The sequence below is a fragment of the Erythrobacter sp. genome (assembly GCF_036351135.1).
Lineage (GTDB): Bacteria > Pseudomonadota > Alphaproteobacteria > Sphingomonadales > Sphingomonadaceae > Erythrobacter.
Genome location: NZ_JAZBON010000001.1, coordinates 1 through 19,617, shown reverse-complemented (window position 1 = coordinate 19,617; position 19,617 = coordinate 1). Strand labels below are relative to the sequence as shown.

20 protein-coding genes and 1 tRNA gene are annotated in these 19,617 nt (G+C 65.1%); 7 read left to right on the top strand and 14 right to left on the bottom strand.

Going from position 1 to position 19,617, the window contains the following annotated elements; all coding sequences use genetic code 11:
* Window position 1: 1 nt before the first annotated feature.
* On the bottom strand, window positions 2-1,027 hold the full coding sequence (locus V2I30_RS00105) for an aspartate-semialdehyde dehydrogenase (protein WP_330660100.1): 1,026 nt from the start codon (window positions 1,025-1,027) through the stop codon (window positions 2-4).
* A gap of 72 nt (window positions 1,028-1,099) precedes the next feature.
* Between V2I30_RS00105 and V2I30_RS00100 the strand changes: the two genes are divergently transcribed.
* Entirely contained in the window at window positions 1,100-1,987 is an 888-nt protein-coding gene (locus V2I30_RS00100) for an alpha/beta fold hydrolase (protein WP_330660023.1), read from the top strand.
* On the opposite strand, the gene V2I30_RS00095 is transcribed toward V2I30_RS00100, so the two are convergent.
* The 11 genes from V2I30_RS00095 to V2I30_RS00045 all read right to left on the bottom strand — a co-directional run bounded on the left by V2I30_RS00095 (window position 1,971) and on the right by V2I30_RS00045 (window position 11,600).
* Window positions 1,971-4,187, bottom strand: coding sequence for a S9 family peptidase (locus V2I30_RS00095; protein WP_330660022.1), 2,217 nt, complete (start codon window positions 4,185-4,187; stop codon window positions 1,971-1,973). The two genes, V2I30_RS00100 and V2I30_RS00095, sit on opposite strands and share 17 nt — an antisense overlap.
* Before the next feature lie 154 nt (window positions 4,188-4,341).
* Window positions 4,342-4,710 carry a 50S ribosomal protein L19 gene (gene rplS, locus V2I30_RS00090; RefSeq protein ID WP_330660021.1) on the bottom strand — a complete coding sequence of 123 codons (369 nt, stop codon included), beginning with the start codon at window positions 4,708-4,710 and terminating at the stop codon, window positions 4,342-4,344.
* A complete protein-coding gene (gene trmD, locus V2I30_RS00085; RefSeq protein ID WP_330660020.1) occupies window positions 4,707-5,540 on the bottom strand; it encodes a tRNA (guanosine(37)-N1)-methyltransferase TrmD in 834 nt (277 codons plus the stop codon). Before trmD ends, rplS begins: the two co-directional genes overlap by 4 nt.
* Complete coding sequence (locus V2I30_RS00080) at window positions 5,537-6,490, bottom strand: carbon-nitrogen hydrolase family protein (RefSeq protein WP_330660019.1); 954 nt, start codon at window positions 6,488-6,490, stop codon at window positions 5,537-5,539. Before V2I30_RS00080 ends, trmD begins: the two co-directional genes overlap by 4 nt.
* Window positions 6,491-6,512: 22 nt before the next feature.
* Window positions 6,513-7,349, bottom strand: coding sequence for a TIGR04222 domain-containing membrane protein (locus tag V2I30_RS00075; RefSeq protein ID WP_330660018.1), 837 nt, complete (start codon window positions 7,347-7,349; stop codon window positions 6,513-6,515).
* Window positions 7,349-7,924: a glycine-rich domain-containing protein gene (locus V2I30_RS00070; RefSeq protein ID WP_330660017.1), complete on the bottom strand. Its 576-nt coding sequence runs from the start codon at window positions 7,922-7,924 to the stop codon at window positions 7,349-7,351. Before V2I30_RS00070 ends, V2I30_RS00075 begins: the two co-directional genes overlap by 1 nt.
* Before the next feature lie 5 nt (window positions 7,925-7,929).
* Window positions 7,930-8,433 (bottom strand): ribosome maturation factor RimM, encoded by a 504-nt coding sequence (gene rimM, locus V2I30_RS00065; protein WP_330660016.1) that lies wholly within the window; start codon window positions 8,431-8,433, stop codon window positions 7,930-7,932.
* 120 nt (window positions 8,434-8,553) lie between these two features.
* Window positions 8,554-9,075: a 30S ribosomal protein S16 gene (rpsP, locus tag V2I30_RS00060; RefSeq protein ID WP_330660015.1), complete on the bottom strand. Its 522-nt coding sequence runs from the start codon at window positions 9,073-9,075 to the stop codon at window positions 8,554-8,556.
* A 50-nt stretch (window positions 9,076-9,125) separates the two neighbouring features.
* Window positions 9,126-10,616, bottom strand: coding sequence for a signal recognition particle protein (gene ffh / locus V2I30_RS00055; RefSeq protein WP_330660014.1), 1,491 nt, complete (start codon window positions 10,614-10,616; stop codon window positions 9,126-9,128).
* Window positions 10,617-10,887: 271 nt separating this feature from the next.
* Window positions 10,888-10,963, bottom strand: a tRNA-Ala gene (locus V2I30_RS00050).
* Between the two features lie 292 nt (window positions 10,964-11,255).
* Complete coding sequence (locus V2I30_RS00045) at window positions 11,256-11,600, bottom strand: FYDLN acid domain-containing protein (RefSeq protein ID WP_330660013.1); 345 nt, start codon at window positions 11,598-11,600, stop codon at window positions 11,256-11,258.
* Between the two features lie 172 nt (window positions 11,601-11,772).
* Here V2I30_RS00045 and aroA point away from each other — a divergent pair, with 172 nt between their 5' ends.
* The 6 genes from aroA to V2I30_RS00015 all read left to right on the top strand — a co-directional run bounded on the left by aroA (window position 11,773) and on the right by V2I30_RS00015 (window position 18,391).
* Window positions 11,773-13,104 carry a 3-phosphoshikimate 1-carboxyvinyltransferase gene (aroA, locus tag V2I30_RS00040; protein WP_330660012.1) on the top strand — a complete coding sequence of 444 codons (1,332 nt, stop codon included), beginning with the start codon at window positions 11,773-11,775 and terminating at the stop codon, window positions 13,102-13,104.
* 169 nt (window positions 13,105-13,273) lie between these two features.
* Window positions 13,274-13,918 carry a (d)CMP kinase gene (cmk, locus tag V2I30_RS00035; protein WP_330660011.1) on the top strand — a complete coding sequence of 215 codons (645 nt, stop codon included), beginning with the start codon at window positions 13,274-13,276 and terminating at the stop codon, window positions 13,916-13,918.
* Window positions 13,919-14,302: 384 nt separating this feature from the next.
* Complete coding sequence (gene rpsA / locus V2I30_RS00030; protein WP_330660010.1) at window positions 14,303-16,012, top strand: 30S ribosomal protein S1; 1,710 nt, start codon at window positions 14,303-14,305, stop codon at window positions 16,010-16,012.
* Window positions 16,013-16,182: 170 nt separating this feature from the next.
* Window positions 16,183-16,938: a hydroxyacylglutathione hydrolase gene (gloB, locus tag V2I30_RS00025; protein WP_330660099.1), complete on the top strand. Its 756-nt coding sequence runs from the start codon at window positions 16,183-16,185 to the stop codon at window positions 16,936-16,938.
* A 4-nt stretch (window positions 16,939-16,942) separates the two neighbouring features.
* On the top strand, window positions 16,943-17,923 hold the full coding sequence (locus V2I30_RS00020; protein ID WP_330660009.1) for an NADPH:quinone oxidoreductase family protein: 981 nt from the start codon (window positions 16,943-16,945) through the stop codon (window positions 17,921-17,923).
* 63 nt (window positions 17,924-17,986) lie between these two features.
* Window positions 17,987-18,391, top strand: a complete 405-nt coding sequence (locus V2I30_RS00015; protein ID WP_330660008.1) for a hypothetical protein — start codon at window positions 17,987-17,989, stop codon at window positions 18,389-18,391.
* A 163-nt stretch (window positions 18,392-18,554) separates the two neighbouring features.
* Here the strand turns inward: V2I30_RS00015 and V2I30_RS00010 are convergent, their stop codons facing one another.
* Complete coding sequence (locus V2I30_RS00010; protein ID WP_330660007.1) at window positions 18,555-19,091, bottom strand: F0F1 ATP synthase subunit B family protein; 537 nt, start codon at window positions 19,089-19,091, stop codon at window positions 18,555-18,557.
* Window positions 19,084-19,578: a F0F1 ATP synthase subunit B family protein gene (locus V2I30_RS00005; RefSeq protein ID WP_330660006.1), complete on the bottom strand. Its 495-nt coding sequence runs from the start codon at window positions 19,576-19,578 to the stop codon at window positions 19,084-19,086. Before V2I30_RS00005 ends, V2I30_RS00010 begins: the two co-directional genes overlap by 8 nt.
* Window positions 19,579-19,617: the final 39 nt, after the last annotated feature.

The window sequence follows — 19,617 nt, the reverse complement described above, 5'->3', positions numbered from 1 at the left end:
CTCATCCCTTCTGCAGATGCCGCCGGCCCAGCAATTCGGCGATCTGGACCGCGTTCAACGCCGCCCCTTTTCGCAGGTTGTCGGAGACGCACCACAGCGCGATCCCGTTCTCGACCGTCGGATCGTCGCGCACGCGGCTGACATAGGTCGCGCTGTCGCCGGCGCTCTCGACCGGGGTAACGTATCCCCCGTCCTCGCGCTTGTCGACGAGCATGATACCCGGCGCCTCGCGCAAGATCTCCTGCGCCTGTTCTGCGCTCATCTCGTCCTCGAACTCGATATTCACGGCCTCGGAATGGCCGACGAAGACCGGCACGCGAACGCAGGTGGCGCTGAGCTTGATCTTGGGATCGAGAATTTTCTTGGTCTCGACCACCATCTTCCACTCCTCCTTGGTCTGACCGTCGTCGAGGAAGGCGTCGATATGCGGGATGACGTTGAAGGCGATCTGCTTGGTGAATTTGGACGGGTTGACGGGATCGCCGACGAAGATCGCGCGCGACTGTTCGAACAGCTCGTCCATCCCCGCCTTGCCCGCGCCGGAAACCGACTGATACGTCGCCACCACGACGCGCCTGATCCGAGCTGCCTTGTGCAGGGGCGCGAGCGCCACCACGAGCTGCGCGGTCGAGCAATTGGGATTGGCGATGATGTTGCGCTTTGGATAATCGTCGATCGCATCCGGGTTCACCTCCGGCACGATCAGCGGCACGTCGGGCTCCATGCGGAAGAGCGAGGAATTGTCGATCACGACGCAGCCGGCCTTGGCGGCCTTGGGCGCGTAATCCTTGGCCGGGCCGCTTCCGGCGGCGAACAGCGCGATGTCCCAGCCGGCGAAATCGAAATGCTCGATATTCTTGCATTTGAGCATTTTACCGGTGTCGCCGAATTCGACCTCGGAACCCTGCGAGCGCCCCGACGCGACCGCGGCCACCTCGTCCACCGGAAATTCACGCTCGGCGAGGATCTGCATCATCTCGCGCCCGACATTTCCCGTCGCCCCGACGACTGCCACCCGGTAACCCAATTCACTCACCTCCGCTTCGCGTTCTGGCGATCCTCGCTGACGGCACTATGAGGCAATAGCAAGGGTAAAGACATGAGTTTGAGCGCACAGGACTGGCGCAGGCGCGCGCGATGTTTCTACTATGCGGGGCACCGGATCGCCTGGTGGGAGGGCGGCGCGGCGCAGGCGCGACCGCTGCTGATGGTGCATGGTTTTCCGACTTCGTCCTGGGACTGGACGCATGTGTGGGAGCAGCTGGGCGCAAACCACCGCCTGATCGCCTGCGACATGCTGGGCTTCGGCCTTTCGGACAAACCGAAGCGCGGGTTCGACGGCGATGGCTATTCGATCCACCGGCAGAGCGATCTGAACGAGGCGCTGCTGGCGCATCTGGGCATCGGCGAGCATGACGCACTGGTGCACGATTACGGCGTGTCGGTCGGCCAGGAACTGCTCGCGCGTCAGCAGGAGGGTTCGGGCGCGGCGGGGCTCGGCCAGGTGGTGTTTCTGAATGGCGGCATCTTTCCCGATCAGCACCGGCCCCGCCCGCTGCAGAAGCTCGGCGTCTCGCCCTTCGGTTTCCTGCTCGGCCTGCTGATGCGGCGCGGGGGCTTCGGCAGGAGCTTCTCCGAAGTCTTCGGCCCCGACTCCCAGCCGAGCGAAGCGGAGCTCGACGCCTATTGGGACTTCATCAGCTTCAACGGAGGCAACCGCCTCACGCACAAGCTGCTGCATTACATGGCCGACCGGACCCGGCACAAGAAACGCTGGGAGGCGGCGCTGGTGACGGCGCAGGACCGCATCGGGCTTATCAACGGCGCGCTCGATCCGGTTTCGGGGCGACACGCTTACGAGCGCTGGCGCGAGGTGCTGCCGGGCGCGCGGCATCACCTGATCGAGAGCGTCGGTCACTATCCGCAGGTCGAGGCGCCCGAAGAGGTCGCGCGGATCGCGCTGGAGTGGCTTACTCCGGCGGCGTGACCCCATGCGCTTCGAGGAAGCGGAAGATCGTGTTCCACAGATGCGGGCTGATGTTCTCGCCCGCCACGCGGTGCGTGTAGCCGGGGTAGAGCATCATCTCGAACGGCACGTTGCCCTCCTGCAGCACCGAAATCAGCTCGGAGGAGTTCTCGAACACCACATTGTCGTCCGCCATGCCGTGTATCAGCAGCAGCGGGTCGCTGATCTTCGCCGCATCGGGGATCGCGCTCGCCGCTTCGTAGGCTTCGGGAACCTCCCGCGGGTCGCCCATGAACCGCTCGGTATAATGGGTGTCGTACAGCTCCCACTTGGTCACCGGCGCGCCCGAGACCCCAGCGGCATAGAGCCCCGGATCGGCCTGTAGCTGCTTCAGCGTCATGTAGCCGCCATAGGACCAGCCATAGAGCGCGATCTTGTCCGGATCGACGAAATCGAGCGTCTTGAGATATTCCGCGCCCGTCCTCTGGTCGCGCACTTCGACGCCGCCCATCGCGCGGTAGATCGGCTGTTCGAATTCCACCCCGCGATTGGCGCTGCCGCGATTGTCGAGCGCGAAATAGATGTAGCCCATGTCGACGATCGCCTGCGCCAGCGCCCCGCCCCAGCCCTTGTCCACGATCTGCGGACCGGGGCCGGAATAGTGATAATAAAACACCGGATAGCGCTTGCCCTCTTCCATCTCTGGCTTGAGCATCATGTAATGCAGTGGCTTCCCATCCTCGGCGGAAATCGTGCCGTAATCGGGCATGGTGTGCCCTGCGAGATACGGCGCGTAGGGATGCCCTTCGCCGAGCGCGTTTTCCTCGACCCAGGTGATGCGTTCGCCATTGCGCGAAGCGAGATAGCTTTGCGGCGGCTGGTCGGGGGCGGAACGGATGATGTGCAGCTGCTGCCCGGCCTCGTCCATGCTAGCAGAGTGGGTGAAGGCTTCCTCGGTCAGGCGGGTGGGCTCGCCATCTCCCGATAGGCTCGCGCGGTAGACCTGCTCGGTCAGCACGTCCTCGACCGCGGTGAAGAACAGTTCGCCCGTCTCCTCGTTGAGGCCGACGAGCTTCGTTACCGGCTCATCGAGCGCGGTCAGCTGCGTCCAGTCGCGCCCATTGAAACGGTAGAAATTGCCGAAGCCGTCGCGTTCCGACCACCACAGCAGCGTCCCATCTTTCAGGAAACGATAATTGTCTGAGAGATTGATCCAGTAATCTTCGCGCACAGCTTTCTCGGTAAACCAAACCTCGCTCTCCCCCGTCGCCGGATCGACGCGCAGCATGTCCAGCACGGTCTGCTCGCGGTTCTGGCGCTGAACATAGAGATAATCGTCGGGAGCCCAGTCGACGCGGGCTATGTAGATGTCGGTTTCCTCGCCGAGGTCCACCTTTACCCGGTTCTCGCCATCCGGGTCCATCAGGTAGAGTTCGACTATGGCATTGTCGCTGCCCGCTATCGGGTAGCGCTGGTCGAACACCTGTGTGCCTGTGGCGCCGATCGCGGCGCGGGTGACGATGCCGACCGGGCTCTCGTCCGTGCGCTGGACGGCGAGGCGGGTGTCGTCGCCGTTCCACCAATAGCCGTCCATCCGGCTCATCTCTTCCTGCGCGACGAATTCCGCTTCGCCCCACCGGATCGTGTCTTCTTCCTTGGGGGTGATCGGCACCGCCTCTTCGCCGATCCCGCCGACCCACAACTGCCGATCGCGCACGAAGGATACGTAGCCGGCGTTTCTTGAAAGCTTGGGATTGAGCTCGCTTTCCTCGGTATCGGTAAGCCGAGTGACCTCGCCGCCAAGACGCGCGAAATAAAGGTCGCCGTCCAGCGGAACGAGCACGCCCGAGGCATCGCTCGCCCATTGGTAAGAGATAATGCCCTTGAGGTTGCCCACACGCGCGCGCTCGCGCTGCATCTTCTCGTCTTCCGACAGCTCGCCCCCTTCGCCGAAAGCCTCGCTGTCGACCAGCATCCGCCAGTCGCGCGTTTCGACATCGTAGGCCCACAGATCGTAGCGCTGCGCATCCTCCTCGCGGTTACGCAAGAGGGTTAAATAGCGGCCATCCGGCGAAAACTTCACCTCGCGCGGGGTCGGTCCATTGAGCGAGGGCGAAGCGAAGACGCGCTCGAAAGTCAGATCGGGGGCGTCGGTCATCGGCTCTTGAGCCGTTGCCTGCGTGGCAGACAAGAGAGCGGCGGCAGCGAAGAACAGGCGCATTCCAAATCATACCTCGTCATTGCGAGCGCAGCTTTCCGCAGCCCCCGGATCAATTCCGCTGGTCCTCGCAATGACGAATGGGAAAGGCAAGTCTCCAACGAAAAAGGGCGGCCCCTCAAGGACCGCCCTCATAAATTCGATTGTCGCGCGAGGCTTACGCCTTGGGCGCGTTCTCACGGCGTTCGGCGATGCGCGCACGCTTACCGGTGCGGCCGCGCAGATAGTAGAGCTTCGCGCGGCGCACGACACCGCGGCGCACCACGGTGATGCTGTCCACGATCGGCGCGTAGAGCGGGAACACGCGCTCGACACCTTCGCCGAAGCTGATCTTGCGCACGGTGAAGTTGGAGCCCATGCCGCGGTTCGAACGCGCGATCACCACGCCTTCGAAGTTCTGCACACGCTCGCGGTTGCCCTCGGTCACCTTCACGCCGACGCGCACGGTGTCGCCGGCGCGGAACTCGGGAATCTCTTTTTCGACCTTGCCGATTTCCTCGGCTTCGATTTGCTGGATCAGGTTCACTGGTCCGTATCCTTGTTTTTGCGCCGCGCGCCAGAGGCAGACAGGACCGGATCGCCACTATAGCGTTCCCACAAGTCCGGCCTGCGTAACCGTGTGATTTCCTCGCTCTTGGCCTTTCGCCAAGCCGCGATCTTCGCATGATCCCCCGATCGCAGCACTTCGGGGATCGTGCGCCCTTCCCATGTCTGAGGTCGGGTGTAGTGCGGGTATTCCAGGAGGCCGTCCTCGAACGACTCCTCATGCCCGCTGGAAGCCGCGCCCATTACGCCGGGAAGCAGACGAATGCAAGCATCGAGTATGGCGAGCGCGGCGGGCTCTCCGCCGGAGAGGACGATGTCGGCGAGGCTGACCTGCTCGATCTCGGGACGCGCCTCGAACAGCCGCTCGTCGAAGCCTTCGAACCGGCCGCAGATCAGGGTGACGCCGGGGCCGGCGGCAATTTCGCGGATGCGGCTCTGAGTGATCGGCGCGCCGCGCGGCGTCGTGGCGAGGATTGGTATTCTCTCCCCCTCCCCGCTCGGGGAGGGGGTCGGGGGGAGGGGCCGGTCCGAAGCCAGCGCCCCTCCCAACGCTCCCCCCTGAAGGGGCGAGGGCTTTTCCGTCACACTATCCAACGCCGCCGCCATCACATCCGCCTTGAGCACCATACCCGCCCCGCCACCCGCAGGCGTGTCATCGACCGTCCGATGCTTGTCGCTGGCGAAGTCGCGCGGATTGACGGTAGCGCACGACCAGTCCCCCCGCTCCAGCGCCTTGCCCGCAAGCGATTGCCCGAGCGGCCCGGGAAACATCTCGGGGTAGAGCGTGAGAATGGTGGCGGAGAAAGTCATTCGCCCCAATTCACCCCATCCTTCGCACGCATATCGACATTGAGCTCGAAGACGTCGGGCCTTGAATAATGGCCGTCGGTGTCGAGGCTCGTCAGACCCTGCCCGATCTCAGCCACGTCCAATTCCGCATAGAGGATTTCTTCGCCATCACCCGCCCGCGCCAGCACCCGCGCGTCAGGCGCGATGATCATCGAGCCGCCGCAATTGAGCGCGTCGCCCTCGATCATCTCGAACAGCGCCTTCGCCTCCGCATTGCCGCCGACCCGCTCGAGCCCCACGAACAGATCCGCCTTTGTCTGCACCAGCCCCGCCGCCAGCACGAAGCAGCGGCCCTCCATCGCGTAATGCCGCGAGGCGATGCCGTATTCCTCGCACACGGTCGGCCATGCGGCGACGTGGACGCTCTCGCCCAGATTATGCATCGCCGCCCTCGCCAGCGGCATCCAGTGCTCCCAGCAGATGAGATTGCCCGCCCGGCCCCATTCGGCCTCGTGGACGCCCAGCGTCGAGCCGTCGCCGCGCATCCAGATCAGCCGCTCGCCGTGGGTGGGCACCAGCTTGCGATGATCGAGCGGCGGCTCGCCGGGGCGGAAGAGCAGCTGGTTGTTGTAAAGGCTCCGGCGCACTCGCTCATGCGCGCCGACCGAGATGCAGGCCCCGCTCTCGTCGCACAGCTCCTGCAAGGGGAGCAGACGCTCGTCATTCGCCACCACCGCCCGCTCCAGCATGATCGCGTGGAGCGCCTTCGTCCCGGGATGATCCCATAAGGCCGCGCCCGGCGCCTCGTCGAGCCAGAGCGGATAGCCGCCTAGAAACGTCTCACCGAAGGCCACGAAGCGAGCGCCCGCTGCGATCGCTTCGCGGCCTAGCCGGGTTGCCTTTTCGATCCCCCCATCGATGTCGAGCGGGATCGGGGCGGCCTGGCAAATCGCAACGTCTAGCATGGTCATGCACGCCGCTTACGAAGCCTGCTCAGCCCCCGCAACCGCCGCATCCCCCGCCGCAGCCGCCACCGCCGTCCGCGCTGTCCGAGCTGTCGCCGCCCGCATAGCCCGCTCCATCGCCGCCGGTGCCCGCCTGCCGGACCGCATGGACCGGCTCCCACGGCGTGCCGACCAGAACGCTGGTGCCGAAGATCGCGACCGCATAGCCGACCTCGCCCGCCTGGGGCGCGCGCTTCAGGCGGCTGCTTCCCTGTTCGAGCCGTCGCACCGCCGCATTCCCCGCCATCGTGCGCGGATAGCCCGTGAAAAAGCGCCCGAGTGCGAACGCTGCCGTAATCGCCAGCAGCGCGATCAGGATGCCGGTCGGCTCGCCGAGCGCCGCGCCCGCCTGTTGTCGATAGAGGCCGATGGCGAAGAGCACGGCATAGGGCAGGACCGAGAGCCAGCGCAATTTGCGCCGCGCGCTCTCCCGCATCAGCAGACCTTTGCGCACCAGCCGCGCCCCGATCCGCTCGGCCTCGATCTTCAGCGCCTTCTTCGCCTCGCGCAGCTGGACCTCGCCCACCTGCGCCGCGACGGCACGTTCGGCCGGGCTGTTCGCCAGCTCGCCGTGTTCGACACGCAGCGTGTGTTTTCCGCCCGGACCCGCCGCGCCCTTTGCAAACAGCGCGGACAGCACGGCCATGTTCAAGCGATCGATCCCGCCGGCGAGCAGAGCCGCTTCCTCGGCGTTTTCGAGCGAGCCGGGCCGTCCTTCCTCGCGCAGCGAGGCGGGGATCCACAGGCCCAGAAACACGCAAGTTGCCAGCATGATCGCGTAGAAGATCAGGAATTGGGGCCCGGTATAGGACGCAAACAGTTCCATCAGACAATCGCTCCCACGAGGACGGCAATCCCGATACCCAGCGCGACCCACGCCGCCGCTCCCAGCACCGCGTAGCGCCGGTCGAGGACCATAACATCCTTGGGGTTAACGCGCTGTCCCTCGGGATCGATGCCGAAGCGGCGCCGGGCGCCCGGCCAGATGTCCGCCGGCGGCGGCTCGCCGAATGCCTCCTCGTAAAGGAGCAGCGTTGCGGCGTATTGGTCGTAATAGCGTTTGCGTTCGCTCTGGCCGCCCCGGGTCGGCCCGTGATGAAGCTGTGTGCCCAGGATCTCGCGGCAGAATACGTCCCAATAGTCGCGGCTGTATGTCAGATGCAGATGCCAGACCTGGTCGACGGCATCGGAGGGGGTCACCTCCTCGCGCGCGGTGACGGCGAGGTAGCAGAACCGCTTGTATTCGAGGATGACGCGCCGGGCGAAATCCTCGCGCCAGCGATTTTCGCGCGCCAGGCGCTTCGCGAAGGACAATGTCGCCGCCTGCGGCCCGATCTCGTATTCGGCGAGACGTTGCCACAGATCGGTGGCGATAGCCGGTCGATAGGGAGCCTCGCTCATGGCTCCTATTGGTCGGCGAAATCCTGTGCGATGACAAGCTGGCGATCGTCCCATTCGAGCACCGCGGCCCTCGTCATGGGCACCATGAACGTTTTCTGGCCCTTTTCGGGCGGGGGGACGCGCTCGATCTCGCAAATATCGGTCGCGCCGAAATTGTGCACGGCGAGCAATGTCCCGATCGCATCGCCCGCATCGGTGACGACCTCGAGACCGACGAGATCGGCGTGGTAATATTCGTCGTCAGCAAGGTCGGGCAGTTCTTCGCGCGGGACCGAAAGGGCTGTGCCGCGCAGTTTCTCGGCCTCGGTGCGGCTCGCTACCTCGGCGAAGCGCGCGATCGCACCGCCCTTGTTGTCGGAGCGCACTTTTGCGAGCGTCAACCTGCCACCGTTGAAGGTGGAATGCCGGCGGAGGGCGTCGATGCCCTCCCCCAGCAATTTGAGCCGCACCTCGCCCGCCACGCCATGCGCGCCGATGATGGCGGCGAGGGTGATGGGGGCATCGCTCACTTAATGAACTCCGTTCGCCCTGAGCCTGTCGAAGGGCTGCACTTCTTTCGACACATACGTCGCGGGAAAAAGTACGGTGCTTCGACAAGCTCAGCGCGAACGGCTTTGGGCATAAAAAGCTCAGCCTTCGGCTTTTTCCTCATCGCCGTCGTCCGATTTCGCCTCTTCTGCGGGCGCTTCCTCGGCAGCGGTTTCCTCAGTAGGCGCTTCCTCAGCCGGAGCCTCTTCGGCAGCCGCCTCTTCAGCAGGCGCTTCGGCTTCGGCCTTCGCCTCTTCCTCGGCCGCCTTCGCGGCTTCTTCGGCTTCCTTGGCCTTTTCCGCCTTCTCCTCGGCGCGTTCCTTGGCCTTCTCGCCCGGCTCGGCCTTCTGCGGATTGTTGCGCGCCGGCCGCTCCATGATGCCGGCGGCGTCGAGGAAGCGCAGGACGCGGTCAGACGGGGTAGCCCCGACGCCGAGCCAGTACTTGGCGCGGTCGGTGTCGAGCTTCACACGATTGTCGTCGTCCTTGGCGAGCAGCGGATTGTAGGTGCCGATCTGCTCGAGATACTTGCCGTCACGCGGGGATCGCGAGTCCGAGACCACGATGCGGTAGTAAGGACGCTTCTTGGCGCCGCCGCGCGAAAGCCGGATTGCAACTGCCATTGTATATTACCTTTCGAATGTAACTGACTGAATTGATGTGAAACCTGGTTCTAATTCTTTTTCGGACCGCCAAGGCCGGGGAGACCGGGAGGAAGTCCGCCCTGCCCGCTGCCGGGACCGCCTAGGCCGGGCAAGCCGCCAGCGCCGCCGGGACCGCCAAGGCCGGGGGGCATTCCGCCGCCACCGAACATGCCGGCGAGCGCCTTCAAGCCGCCCATCTTCTTCAACTGCTTCATCGCGCGGCCCATCTCCTGGTGCATCTTCAGGAGCTTGTTGACCGATTGCACGTCAGTGCCGCTGCCCGCCGCGACGCGTTTCTTTCGTTTGGCGTTCATCAGGTTCGGGTTCGCGCGTTCCTTGGCCGTCATCGAGCCGATAATCGCATCCATGTGGACCAACACCTTGTCGTCCATGTCGGCCGCGGCCATCGCCTGCTTGGCCTTCTTCATGCCAGGCATCATGCCGGCGAGCATGCCGATCCCGCCCATATTCTGCATCTGCTTCAGCTGCATGCGCAGGTCGTCGAGGTCGAACTTGCCCTTCTCGAAATTCTCCGCGAGTTTGGCCGCTTCCTCTTCCTTGATCGTCGCCGCGGCCTTTTCGACCAGGCTGACGACGTCGCCCATGCCCAGGATGCGGTCGGCGACCGATTTGGGGCGGAAGGGCTCGATCGCGTCGAGCTTTTCGCCGGTGCCGGCAAACTTGATCGGCTTGCCGGTGACCGCGCGCATGGAGAGCGCTGCGCCGCCGCGCGCATCGCCGTCCATCCGGGTGAGCACCACGCCGGTGAGCGGCACCTCGCCGCTGAAGGACTGCGCGACATTGACCGCGTCCTGCCCCGTCAGCGCATCGACGACGAGCAGCACCTCGGTCGGCGCGGAAACCTGGCTGACGGCTTTCATCTCGGCCATCAGCGCTTCGTCGACATGCAGGCGGCCTGCGGTGTCGAGCAGCAGCACGTCGAAATTCTGCAGCCGCGACGCTTCCATCGCGCGCCGGGCGATGTCGACGGGCTGCTGGCCTGCGACGATCGGCAGGGTCGCGACATCGACCTGTTCGCCCAGAACCTTGAGCTGTTCCTGCGCGGCTGGACGATTGACGTCGAGCGAGGCCATCATGGCCTTCTTACCGTACTTCTCGCGGATCAGCTTGCCGAGCTTGGCGGTCGTGGTGGTCTTACCCGAGCCCTGAAGGCCGACCATCATCACCACGACCGGCGGCTTCGCATCGAGCTTGAGCCCCTCGCCGACGATCTCGCCTTCCGCGCTCGCATCCTCGCCCGAAAGCATCGCGACGAGTTCGTCGTGGACGATCTTGACGACCTGCTGGCCCGGGCTGACGGCCCTGAGGACTTCCTGCCCGATCGCCTTTTCGGTAACGGCGTCGATGAAGCGGCGCGCGACAGGAAGCGCGACATCGGCTTCGAGCAGCGCCACGCGCACCTCGCGCATCGCGTCGCGCACATCCTGTTCGCGAAGCGCACCGCGCCCCTTCAGCCGGTCGAAGACGCCGCCAAGGCGGTCGGACAGATTGTCGAACATTCGTCTTCAACTCCTCACGAGCACCGTGGGCACCCGCTAAACGCGAAAAACGCCGGCGGACGAAACCTCGTCGGCCAGCGTGCGGATATCCTGGTTGGATGTCCGACTGAATATGGTTCGATGGCTTGCCATCGGCCCGGAATTTTCGTCGGGATGAAGGCGAAAATCGTTCGAGATTGTGACCCGGCGCGCAGCGACCTTAAGGGTCGTGAGCACAGGAAGCGCAATTTCGGGCGATTTGCAGCCCATCCCGGCGGAAAGGCCGGGTCGATGGTGGAGCCTAGCGGGATCGAACCGCTGACCTCAACACTGCCAGTGTTGCGCTCTCCCAGCTGAGCTAAGGCCCCATATCCATCGTTTTATACCTTACCGAAATAAGGCATCGCCCCCGCTCTCGCAAGGGAGGCAGCCCTCTATGAAAGCTGCCGTGGGAATGCAAGAGTTTTCCCGAGTGGTGATAAAGAAGCGGGATCCCCGCCTTCGTGGGGATGACGGGGGCTGGCGAGCGGTCGCGTCAAACCCGCCGCGTCCCCGCGAAGGGCCGGGACCTACCTCAAGTCGGGCGCAACAGTGAACCTCAGCGCAACCTTCCACTAGGTCCCCGCGTTCGCGGGGACACGCTACGGTTTTCGCCACCCCTTACGTATCGTCGTCGCTATCGTCGTCGCCCTTGCCCTTGGAGACTCCGAGATCGTCGTCGCCTCCCAGGTCCACGTCGTTGTCGGGCGAATCGTCGTCGTCGTCGATATTCTCGATGTCCTTCAGATCATCGTCATCGTCGTCGCCCGACAGATCGCTGTCCGCCTCGCCGTCCTTCTTCTTGGGATCGTCGAGCGGGATCGGCTGCTTTGACTTGAGCACCGGTTCGGGCGTCCATTCATTGCCGCATTCGATGCAGGTGACCGGATCGTCCTTGCCCAGATCGTAGAAGCGGGTTCCGCAATCGGGGCAGGTCCGCTTGGTTCCCCATTCTGGCTTCGCCATGTCTGCAAATGTCCTTAAATCGAGCGCGCCGAAGGGTGGGCACGCCCCCTTGTTCGAGGTGGAAAATTGGGGGCCGCACCGCTGCGATCAAGACCGCACGTCACCGCGGGTGTGGCCGGATTGCGGCGCGCCTTGCCAGAAGGGGGAGGCGCTGTCAAAGACCCGCTGCGCCATGCCCAGCCGCCTCTTCACCTCCTCACCTCCGCTTACCGGCCGGATCGCGGTGCCCGGCGACAAGTCGATCAGCCACCGCGCGCTGATCTTCGCCAGCCTCGCGGTGGGGACAAGCCGGATCGACGGGCTGCTCGAAGGCGAGGACGTCCTCGCCACCGCCGCCGCGATGCGCCAGATGGGCGCGCATATCGAGCGCCAGGAGGATGGCGCCTGGGTCGTCGAGGGTACGGGGCTCGGCAGCCTGATCGAGCCGAGAGGCGCGCTCGACATGGGCAATTCGGGGACTTCGACCCGGCTCCTTATGGGCCTCCTCGCAAGCCACGGCTTCACCGCCACCTTTACCGGCGATGCGAGCCTTTGCGCCCGGCCGATGAAGCGCGTGATCGAGCCGCTTTCGCAGATGGGCGCGGCGTTCGAAGCCTCGACTGGCGGCACGCTGCCGCTGATGGTGCGCGGCGCCCTTCCCGCCGTCCCGATCTTCTATCGCCTGCCGGTCGCCAGCGCGCAGGTGAAGAGCGCGATTTTGCTGGCCGGGCTCAACACGCCGGGCATCACCCGCGTGATCGAGCCCGTCGCCACGCGCGACCACACCGAGCGGATGCTGGCGGGCTTCGGCGCGAAGATCGAGATCGGCGAAGAGGACGTCGCCGAGGGGAAGGAGCGCAGCGTCGCGGTCCATGGCGAGGCGGACTTAGCGCCGATGGACGTGACCGTGCCCGGCGATCCCTCTTCCGCCGCCTTCTTCCTGGTCGCGGCGAGCATCGTGCCGGACAGCGATCTGACGATCGAGAATGTCGGCCTCAACCCCACCCGCGCCGGGATCGTCACCGTGCTGCGCGAGATGGGGGCGGACATCGCGGAGGTGAACCCGCGCGACGTCGGCGGCGAGCCGGTCGCCGATCTGCGCGTGCGCCATGCGGCGCTTTCGGGCGTGGAGGTCGATCCCGCGATCGTGCCGAGCATGGTGGACGAATTTCCTGCCCTCTTCGTTGCCGCCGCCTTCGCGAAAGGAACGACGCGCAGCAGCGGGCTAGAGGAACTGCGCGTCAAGGAAAGCGACCGGCTTGCGACTATGGCTGCGGCGCTGACATTGGCGGGCGCGCGGGTCGAGGAAAAGTCCGACGGCCTCACCGTTCACGGCAGCGGCGGCGAACCCCTGCGCGGCACGCCCGAAGGCGCGCAGGTCAAGACCCGCCTCGACCACCGCATCGCCATGAGCATGGCGGTCGCCGGACTGGCGAGCCGCGACGGCGTGACGATCGACGACACCGCCCCGATCGCGACGAGCTTTCCGAATTTCATGGAACTGCTGGAAGGGGTGGCGGGATGAATGATCTCAAATGTCATTCCCGCGAACGCGGGAACCCAGGATGGCCTCGGTCATTCGCCGCCGCCCTGAATCCCCGCGTTCGCGGAGATGACAAAGGGGTTGGTCAGACTAAGACCATGCGCACTGTCGCGTCCAATGCGGCATCAAGCGCTGAGCGCGAGGCAACGGAATGATCATCGCCGTAGACGGCCCCACCGCCAGCGGAAAAGGCACGATTGCGCGGGCGCTGGCGGCGCATTATGGGCTCGCCTATCTCGACACGGGTCTGCTCTACCGCGCAGTGGGGCGGCAGGTCGCGCTTGCGGGCGGCGATCCGGACAATGTGGCCGATGCGCGCGCCGCGGTCGACTTTGCCGAGGAACTGCTCGAGGACACGATCCTGCGCACCGAGGAAGTCGGCGGCCTCGCCAGCCGCGTGTCGGTCCATCCGGAAGTGCGCGCAGGGCTGCTCGATCGGCAGCGCGCCTTTGCCGCGCAGGAGGGCGGCGCGGTGCTCGACGGGCGCGATATCGGCACGGTGATCGCGCCCGACGCCGACGTGAAGCTCTACATCACCGCCAGTGTGCAGGCGCGCGCGCGGCGACGGTGGCTAGAAATGGTCGACAAGGCGCTGGATGGCGAGGAGGAAATCCCGCTCGCCGAGATCGAGAAGGACATCGCTGCGCGCGACGCCCGCGACATCGGCCGCACCGACGCCCCATTGCGCGCCGCGCCCGACGCGTTGGTGATCGACACCACCAGCTTCGACCGCGACCAGGCATTCGAAGTCGTGCTTGAAGCGGTCGAGGCGAGTTTGGCCGAACGGAAGGGCTGATCGGATTCACGCGGAAACCCGGAGGCGCGGAGAGGAAATGCCGTCGGCGCAGTCGACCTTCATCTTGCTGTCCTCGATACCTTGCGGGACAATCGTAATCGTGAAGGGGCTTCGCCCAATGGCGCCAACCCCCTCCGCGCCTCCGTGTCTCCGCGTGGGCCCCACACCCCCCCTTTCCGCTTGCATTTTGCCCCGCCATCGCCTAGGCGCGCGCCCGTTCCCTTGAGCCTTGGTTGAAGGAACCTGCGCGGCGGCATTCGGCCTCGTGCAGTCACACGGCCTCTTGCCCGCAAGGCCAGCGCAATGGTGCGCCAGGCGGCGGTTTAAGACCCCGGTAAAACCGGTGGCCGGTAGCAAACGAAAACGACAGGAACCGCCTCACTTATGGCAACTGCACCCAATCCAACGCGCGACGATTTCGAAGCGCTCCTCAACGAACAACTCGGCGGCGCCGACGATGGCGGCTTCGAAGGCCGGGTTGTCAAGGGCACCGTAACCGCGATCGAAGCCGGCAACGCCGTCATCGATGTCGGCCTCAAGAGCGAAGGTCGCGTCAACCTCAAGGAATTCGCCCGCGGCGAAGACGATCACGGCCTCTCGGTCGGCGACGAAGTCGAAGTCTATGTCGACCGCGTCGAAAACGCCGACGGCGAAGCCATGCTCAGCCGCGACCGTGCCCGCCGCGAAGCCGCCTGGGACAAGCTCGAAAACGAATTCGGCGAAGGCAAGCGTGTCGAAGGCCGCATCTTCGGCCGGGTCAAGGGCGGCTTCACCGTCGACCTCGACGGCGCCGTCGCCTTCCTGCCCGGCAGCCAGGTCGATATCCGCCCCGTGCGCGACGTCACCCCGCTGATGGACATGCCGCAGCCCTTCCAGATCCTCAAGATGGACCGCCGCCGCGGCAATATCGTCGTCTCGCGCCGTGCCGTGCTCGAGGAAACGCGCGCCGAACAGCGCAGCGAGCTGATCGACAAGCTGGCCGAGGGTCAGGTGATCGACGGCGTCGTCAAGAACATCACCGATTACGGCGCCTTCGTGGACCTCGGCGGTATCGACGGCCTGCTCCACGTCACCGACATGAGCTACAAGCGGGTCAACCACCCCAGCGAGATCATCGAGATCGGCCAGACCGTGACCGTCCAGATCGTGCGCATCAATGCCGAAACGCAGCGCATCAGCCTGGGCATGAAGCAGCTCGAAAGCGATCCGTGGGACGGCGTCTCGGCGAAATATCCGACCGGCATGAAGCTGACCGGAACCGTCACGAACATCACCGAATATGGCGCCTTCGTAGAGCTGGAGCCGGGGATCGAGGGCCTCGTCCACGTCTCCGAAATGAGCTGGACCAAGAAGAACGTCCATCCCGGCAAGATCGTCAGCACCAGCCAAGAAGTCGAGGTCATGGTGCTCGAGGTCGACAGCGAGAAGCGCCGGATTTCGCTCGGTCTCAAGCAGGCCCAGCGCAATCCGTGGGACGAGTTCGCCGAGAAATATCCGATCGGCAGCGAAGTCGAGGGCGAAGTTAAGAACGCCACCGAATTCGGCCTGTTCATCGGCCTCGATGGCGACGTCGATGGCATGGTCCACATGTCCGACATTGCATGGGGCATTTCGGGCGAAGACGCGCTGGCGCTCCACCGCAAGGGTGAAGAGGTCAAGGCGGTCGTGCTCGACGTCGATGTCGAAAAGGAACGCATTAGCCTCGGCATGAAGCAGCTCGAAAAGGGTGCTCCGACCGAAGCGGGCGCCGCGGCCGCCGGTTCGCTCCGCAAGGGCCAGACTGTCACCGTCACCGTTCTCGAAGTGCGCGATGGCGGGCTCGAGGTGCAGGTCGGCGACGACGGCGCAACCGGCTTCATCAAGCGCAGCGACCTTGGCCGCGACCGCGACGAACAGCGTCCCGACCGCTTCCAGGTCGGCAGCAAGCTCGACGCGATGGTGACCGGTTTCGACCGCTCGAAAAAGCCCAACTTCTCGATCAAGGCGCGCCAGATCGCCGAAGAGAAGGAAGCGGTGCAGCAGTTCGGCTCGTCCGACAGCGGTGCATCGCTCGGCGACATCCTGGGTGAGGCGCTCAAGAAGTCGGACGACTGATCGCACGCACCGTCATCCCGGGCTTGACCCGGGACCCAGGGCCATAAGCTCGGACGGTGCTGCAACGGATCCCGGATCAAGTCCGGGATGACGTCAAAAACAAAGGCCCGCTCTCCCGAACCGGAGAGCGGGCCTTTTCTATTGCGTCATGCAGGCGTAGAATGCGCACCATGCTCACCGTCCATCAATTCCCATGCCTCACCGACAATTACGGCTTCCTGCTTCACAATTCGGTGTCGAACGAGACCGCCGCGATCGATACGCCCGATGCGAAGGAATATTTGAAGCAAGCCGAGGCCAAGGGCTGGACCATCACGCATATCTGGAACACCCACTGGCACCCCGATCATGCCGGCGGCAATGTCGGGATCGTCGAGGCGACCGGCGCGCGGGTACTGGCGCCCAAGGAGGTCGAGAAGCTCTCGCCGATCGACCGGGTGGTCGAACATGGCGACACGGTGACGCTGGGCGAACACAGCGCCGACGTGATCGACGTGTCGGGTCACACCAACGGGCACATCGCCTATCACATCGTCGAGGAGGGCATGGCTTTCGTCGGCGACAGCGTCTTCGCGCTCGGCTGCGGCCGCATGTTCGAGGGCGAGCCCGAGCAATTCTGGCGCAGCCTGGAACGGATCAAGCGGCTCTCGACCGGCACCGTGCTCTATTGCGCGCACGAATATACGCAGGCCAATGCAAAATTCGCGCTGCACGCCGATCCCGACAACGAGGCTCTTCAGAAATACGCCGCCGAGATCGACGAAAAGCGCGCGCGCGGCGAATGGACCGTGCCCACCGTGCTGGGCCGCGAACTCGAAACGAACCCCTTCCTGCGTGCCGACGATCCCACTTTGCAGGAGCGGTGGGGCGGCGAGGCCCCGCATGAGACCTTTGCCGCGCTGCGGGCTGCCAAGGACGATTTCTGAGCGTATGCACGCGCTGCGTGTGAATGAGCTCTCCGACGACTTGTCGGGCGTCGAACTCGGCGACCTTCCCGCGCCCGAGCGCCAACCCGGCGAAGTGCTCGTCCGCGTCCGCGCCGCCTCGCTCAACTTCCCCGACCTGCTGATGATGCGCGGCGAATATCAGTTCAAGCCCGACCCCCCCTTCACGAGCGGCCTCGAACTGGCAGGTGAGGTGATCGATGCCGACGCCGGCAGCGGTTTCGCAGCCGGCGACCGCGTGATGGGCGGCAACAAGACCGGCGCCTTCGCCGAGATCGCCAGCGTTCCGCAAGGCGGGCTGTCGCGCATCCCGGAGGGCCTGGATTTCGCCCAAGGCGCAGCGCTGGGCGCGGCCTATTCGACCGCTTATACCGGCCTCGTCGAGCTGGGCGGCCTTACCGCCGGGCAATGGGTGCTGGTGACGGGCGCGAGCGGCGGCGTGGCGCTGGCGGCGATCGACCTTGCCAAGGCGCTGGGCGCGAAGGTCATCGCCGCGACGGGATCGCCGGGCAAGCGGGCGATGCTAGAGGAGCGTTCGCGAGCCGACCACGTAATCCTTGCCGAAGGGCGCTTTCGTGAACGGGTTGCCGAGCTGACGGGCGGCGCACTCTGCGACATCGTCTTCGATCCGGTCGGCGGCGACGTCTTCGACGAATGCACGCGCTGCGTCGCGTTCGGCGGCAAGCTTGTGGTGGTGGGATTTGCCGGCGGGCGGATCGCCGAGGTTGCGACCAACATCCCGCTCATCAAAGGGTTTTCCATCGTCGGCCTGCGCGCAGGCGAATATGCGCGCCGCTTCCCCGAGCGCGGGCGCGCCATCGCTGCCGAAATCGCCCGGCTCGCCGAAGCAGGACGTATCGCGCCGGCCATCGACCGCACCCTGCCTCTGTCGCACTGGCGCGAGGGGTTCGAGGCGATGGCGAATCGCGAACTGGTCGGCAAAGTAGTGTTCGACGTTAGCCGGTAAAGTTAACGCGTCAGGAACGAATACGCTCAGCATCCATTCCTTTGATAACGAAAGGAAATCACGATGCAGAGCAGGACCCTTTTCATTCTCGCCGGCAGCGCTGCGGCGCTTGGCGGTTGCATGCAATATGAGGTCGCGGAAAGCGGCGCGATCATCCCGGACGAACAGGTCGAGCCCTACGCCACTTGGCCGAGCGAACTCGAAGGCCGCGTCGCGCGGATCGAGACCGATGAGGGCGTCGTCAACGAGATCAATTTCGAGCCCAACGGGGTGATGAACATCCTGGTCGATCCGGGCGGTCCGGTGATCCAGGGCGTCTACGGCTTCGCCGATGCGGACACGCTCTGCGTCAATTTCGTGCCGCGCGGCGCCGAATGCTGGCCCTACACCCCATATACGATCGGCGAGACTCGCATGGTCACGAGCGATCGCGGGCAGGATCTGCAGGTGACATTGCTCGAACGCTGAAGCGACGGCGTGAACAACACGGGCGCGATGTCGGCCGCGTCCGAAACGATCATTGAACTCGACGCGGCGGGCCCTGAAGCCTGAAGCGACGATCCCTCGGTCCGGCCGGCGAATGTGGACTTGCGATCGTCCGCGCTAGCACGGTCGGGCCGGGGAACTCTTTTCAGATCGAGGCGATGATGTCGTCGGCGAGCTTGCGGTCGGCTTCGCCGTCGTGACGCTCGGCGATAAGCTTGCGCGAGGCGCCGGTTGCGGCATTGGCGGCTTTCGCGCGCACGTCGGCCACCGCTTCGCGTTCGGCAGCGGCGATCTTGTCCTGCGCCATGCGCTGACGCCGCGCGACCATCGCCTGGCTGTCGGCTTCCGCCTTTTCGAGGATCGTGTCGGCTTCGCGCCGGGCGCTTTCCATCATCGCCTCGGCGTCCTTTTCCGCGCCGGCAATCTTGGTCGCATATTCGTCGCGCAGCTTTTCGGCTTCGAGCCGCAGGGACTTCGCCTCGTCGAGCTGTTGCTTGATTTCGGCGATCTTCTTGTCGAGCCCGCCGGCGATCGCACCGGGCACTTTCTTCCACAGGATGATGCCGATCAGCACCGCCATGGAAAGGCTGACCCATTGGTAGTCCTCGAGCCCGAAAGCCGAGGGCGCGGCATAGGCCGGAGCGGCGGTGGCGACCGGCAGGAGGGCGGCGATATCAACCATGGGCGAGCTCTTTTTTGACCGCACTGCGCGCGGTGCGCTTGTCGACCTTGGCACCGGCAAGGCGCGCGACGATGTCCTGCGCAGCCTCGGTCGCGACGGTTTCGATCTCGGTCATCGCGGAGGCGCGCGCGGCATCGATCTCGGCTTCCGCCTCGGCCAGCTGTTCGTCAAAGCGCCCCTGCGCGGTGGCCAACTTCTCCTCGGACGCGGCCGCACCCTTGGCCTTGGCCTCCGCAATCAGGGCCTGCGCCTTGGCGCGATTGGCATTCTCGCGCTCGCGCCAGGCCTCTTCCTGATCGTCGGCGGCGTCGCGCGCGGCCCGCGCCGCGGCGAGATCGTCGGCGATCTGCTTGTCGCGCAGCTGCACCGTGCCCATCACCTTGGGCACCATGCCGCGGCCGATGAGGAAGAAGGTGATGCCGAAGAACACCAGCAGCCAGAAGATCTGACTGAAATAGGTTTCGGCAAGCTGGGCGATCTGGGGCATGAGCCGGGTCCGGGCAAGCTAGGATCGGCGCGCCGGCGG

What these genes read in the sequence shown, in the direction of transcription:
- V2I30_RS00095 (WP_330660022.1), bottom strand. Translation starts at nt 4,187, where the DNA reads ATGCGCCTGTTCTTCGCTGCCGCCGCTCTCTTGTCTGCCACGCAGGCA.
- gloB (WP_330660099.1), top strand. Translation starts at nt 16,183, where the DNA reads ATGCTCACCGTCCATCAATTCCCATGCCTCACCGACAATTACGGCTTC.
- rpsP (WP_330660015.1), bottom strand. Translation starts at nt 9,075, where the DNA reads ATGGCAGTTGCAATCCGGCTTTCGCGCGGCGGCGCCAAGAAGCGTCCT.
- ffh (WP_330660014.1), bottom strand. Translation starts at nt 10,616, where the DNA reads ATGTTCGACAATCTGTCCGACCGCCTTGGCGGCGTCTTCGACCGGCTG.
- V2I30_RS00015 (WP_330660008.1), top strand. Translation starts at nt 17,987, where the DNA reads ATGCAGAGCAGGACCCTTTTCATTCTCGCCGGCAGCGCTGCGGCGCTT.
- V2I30_RS00005 (WP_330660006.1), bottom strand. Translation starts at nt 19,578, where the DNA reads ATGCCCCAGATCGCCCAGCTTGCCGAAACCTATTTCAGTCAGATCTTC.
- V2I30_RS00020 (WP_330660009.1), top strand. Translation starts at nt 16,943, where the DNA reads ATGCACGCGCTGCGTGTGAATGAGCTCTCCGACGACTTGTCGGGCGTC.
- V2I30_RS00070 (WP_330660017.1), bottom strand. Translation starts at nt 7,924, where the DNA reads ATGAGCGAGGCTCCCTATCGACCGGCTATCGCCACCGATCTGTGGCAA.
- V2I30_RS00080 (WP_330660019.1), bottom strand. Translation starts at nt 6,490, where the DNA reads ATGACCATGCTAGACGTTGCGATTTGCCAGGCCGCCCCGATCCCGCTC.
- rpsA (WP_330660010.1), top strand. Translation starts at nt 14,303, where the DNA reads ATGGCAACTGCACCCAATCCAACGCGCGACGATTTCGAAGCGCTCCTC.
- trmD (WP_330660020.1), bottom strand. Translation starts at nt 5,540, where the DNA reads ATGACTTTCTCCGCCACCATTCTCACGCTCTACCCCGAGATGTTTCCC.
- aroA (WP_330660012.1), top strand. Translation starts at nt 11,773, where the DNA reads ATGCCCAGCCGCCTCTTCACCTCCTCACCTCCGCTTACCGGCCGGATC.
- V2I30_RS00010 (WP_330660007.1), bottom strand. Translation starts at nt 19,091, where the DNA reads ATGGTTGATATCGCCGCCCTCCTGCCGGTCGCCACCGCCGCTCCGGCC.
- V2I30_RS00100 (WP_330660023.1), top strand. Translation starts at nt 1,100, where the DNA reads ATGAGTTTGAGCGCACAGGACTGGCGCAGGCGCGCGCGATGTTTCTAC.
- V2I30_RS00045 (WP_330660013.1), bottom strand. Translation starts at nt 11,600, where the DNA reads ATGGCGAAGCCAGAATGGGGAACCAAGCGGACCTGCCCCGATTGCGGA.
- V2I30_RS00075 (WP_330660018.1), bottom strand. Translation starts at nt 7,349, where the DNA reads ATGGAACTGTTTGCGTCCTATACCGGGCCCCAATTCCTGATCTTCTAC.
- cmk (WP_330660011.1), top strand. Translation starts at nt 13,274, where the DNA reads ATGATCATCGCCGTAGACGGCCCCACCGCCAGCGGAAAAGGCACGATT.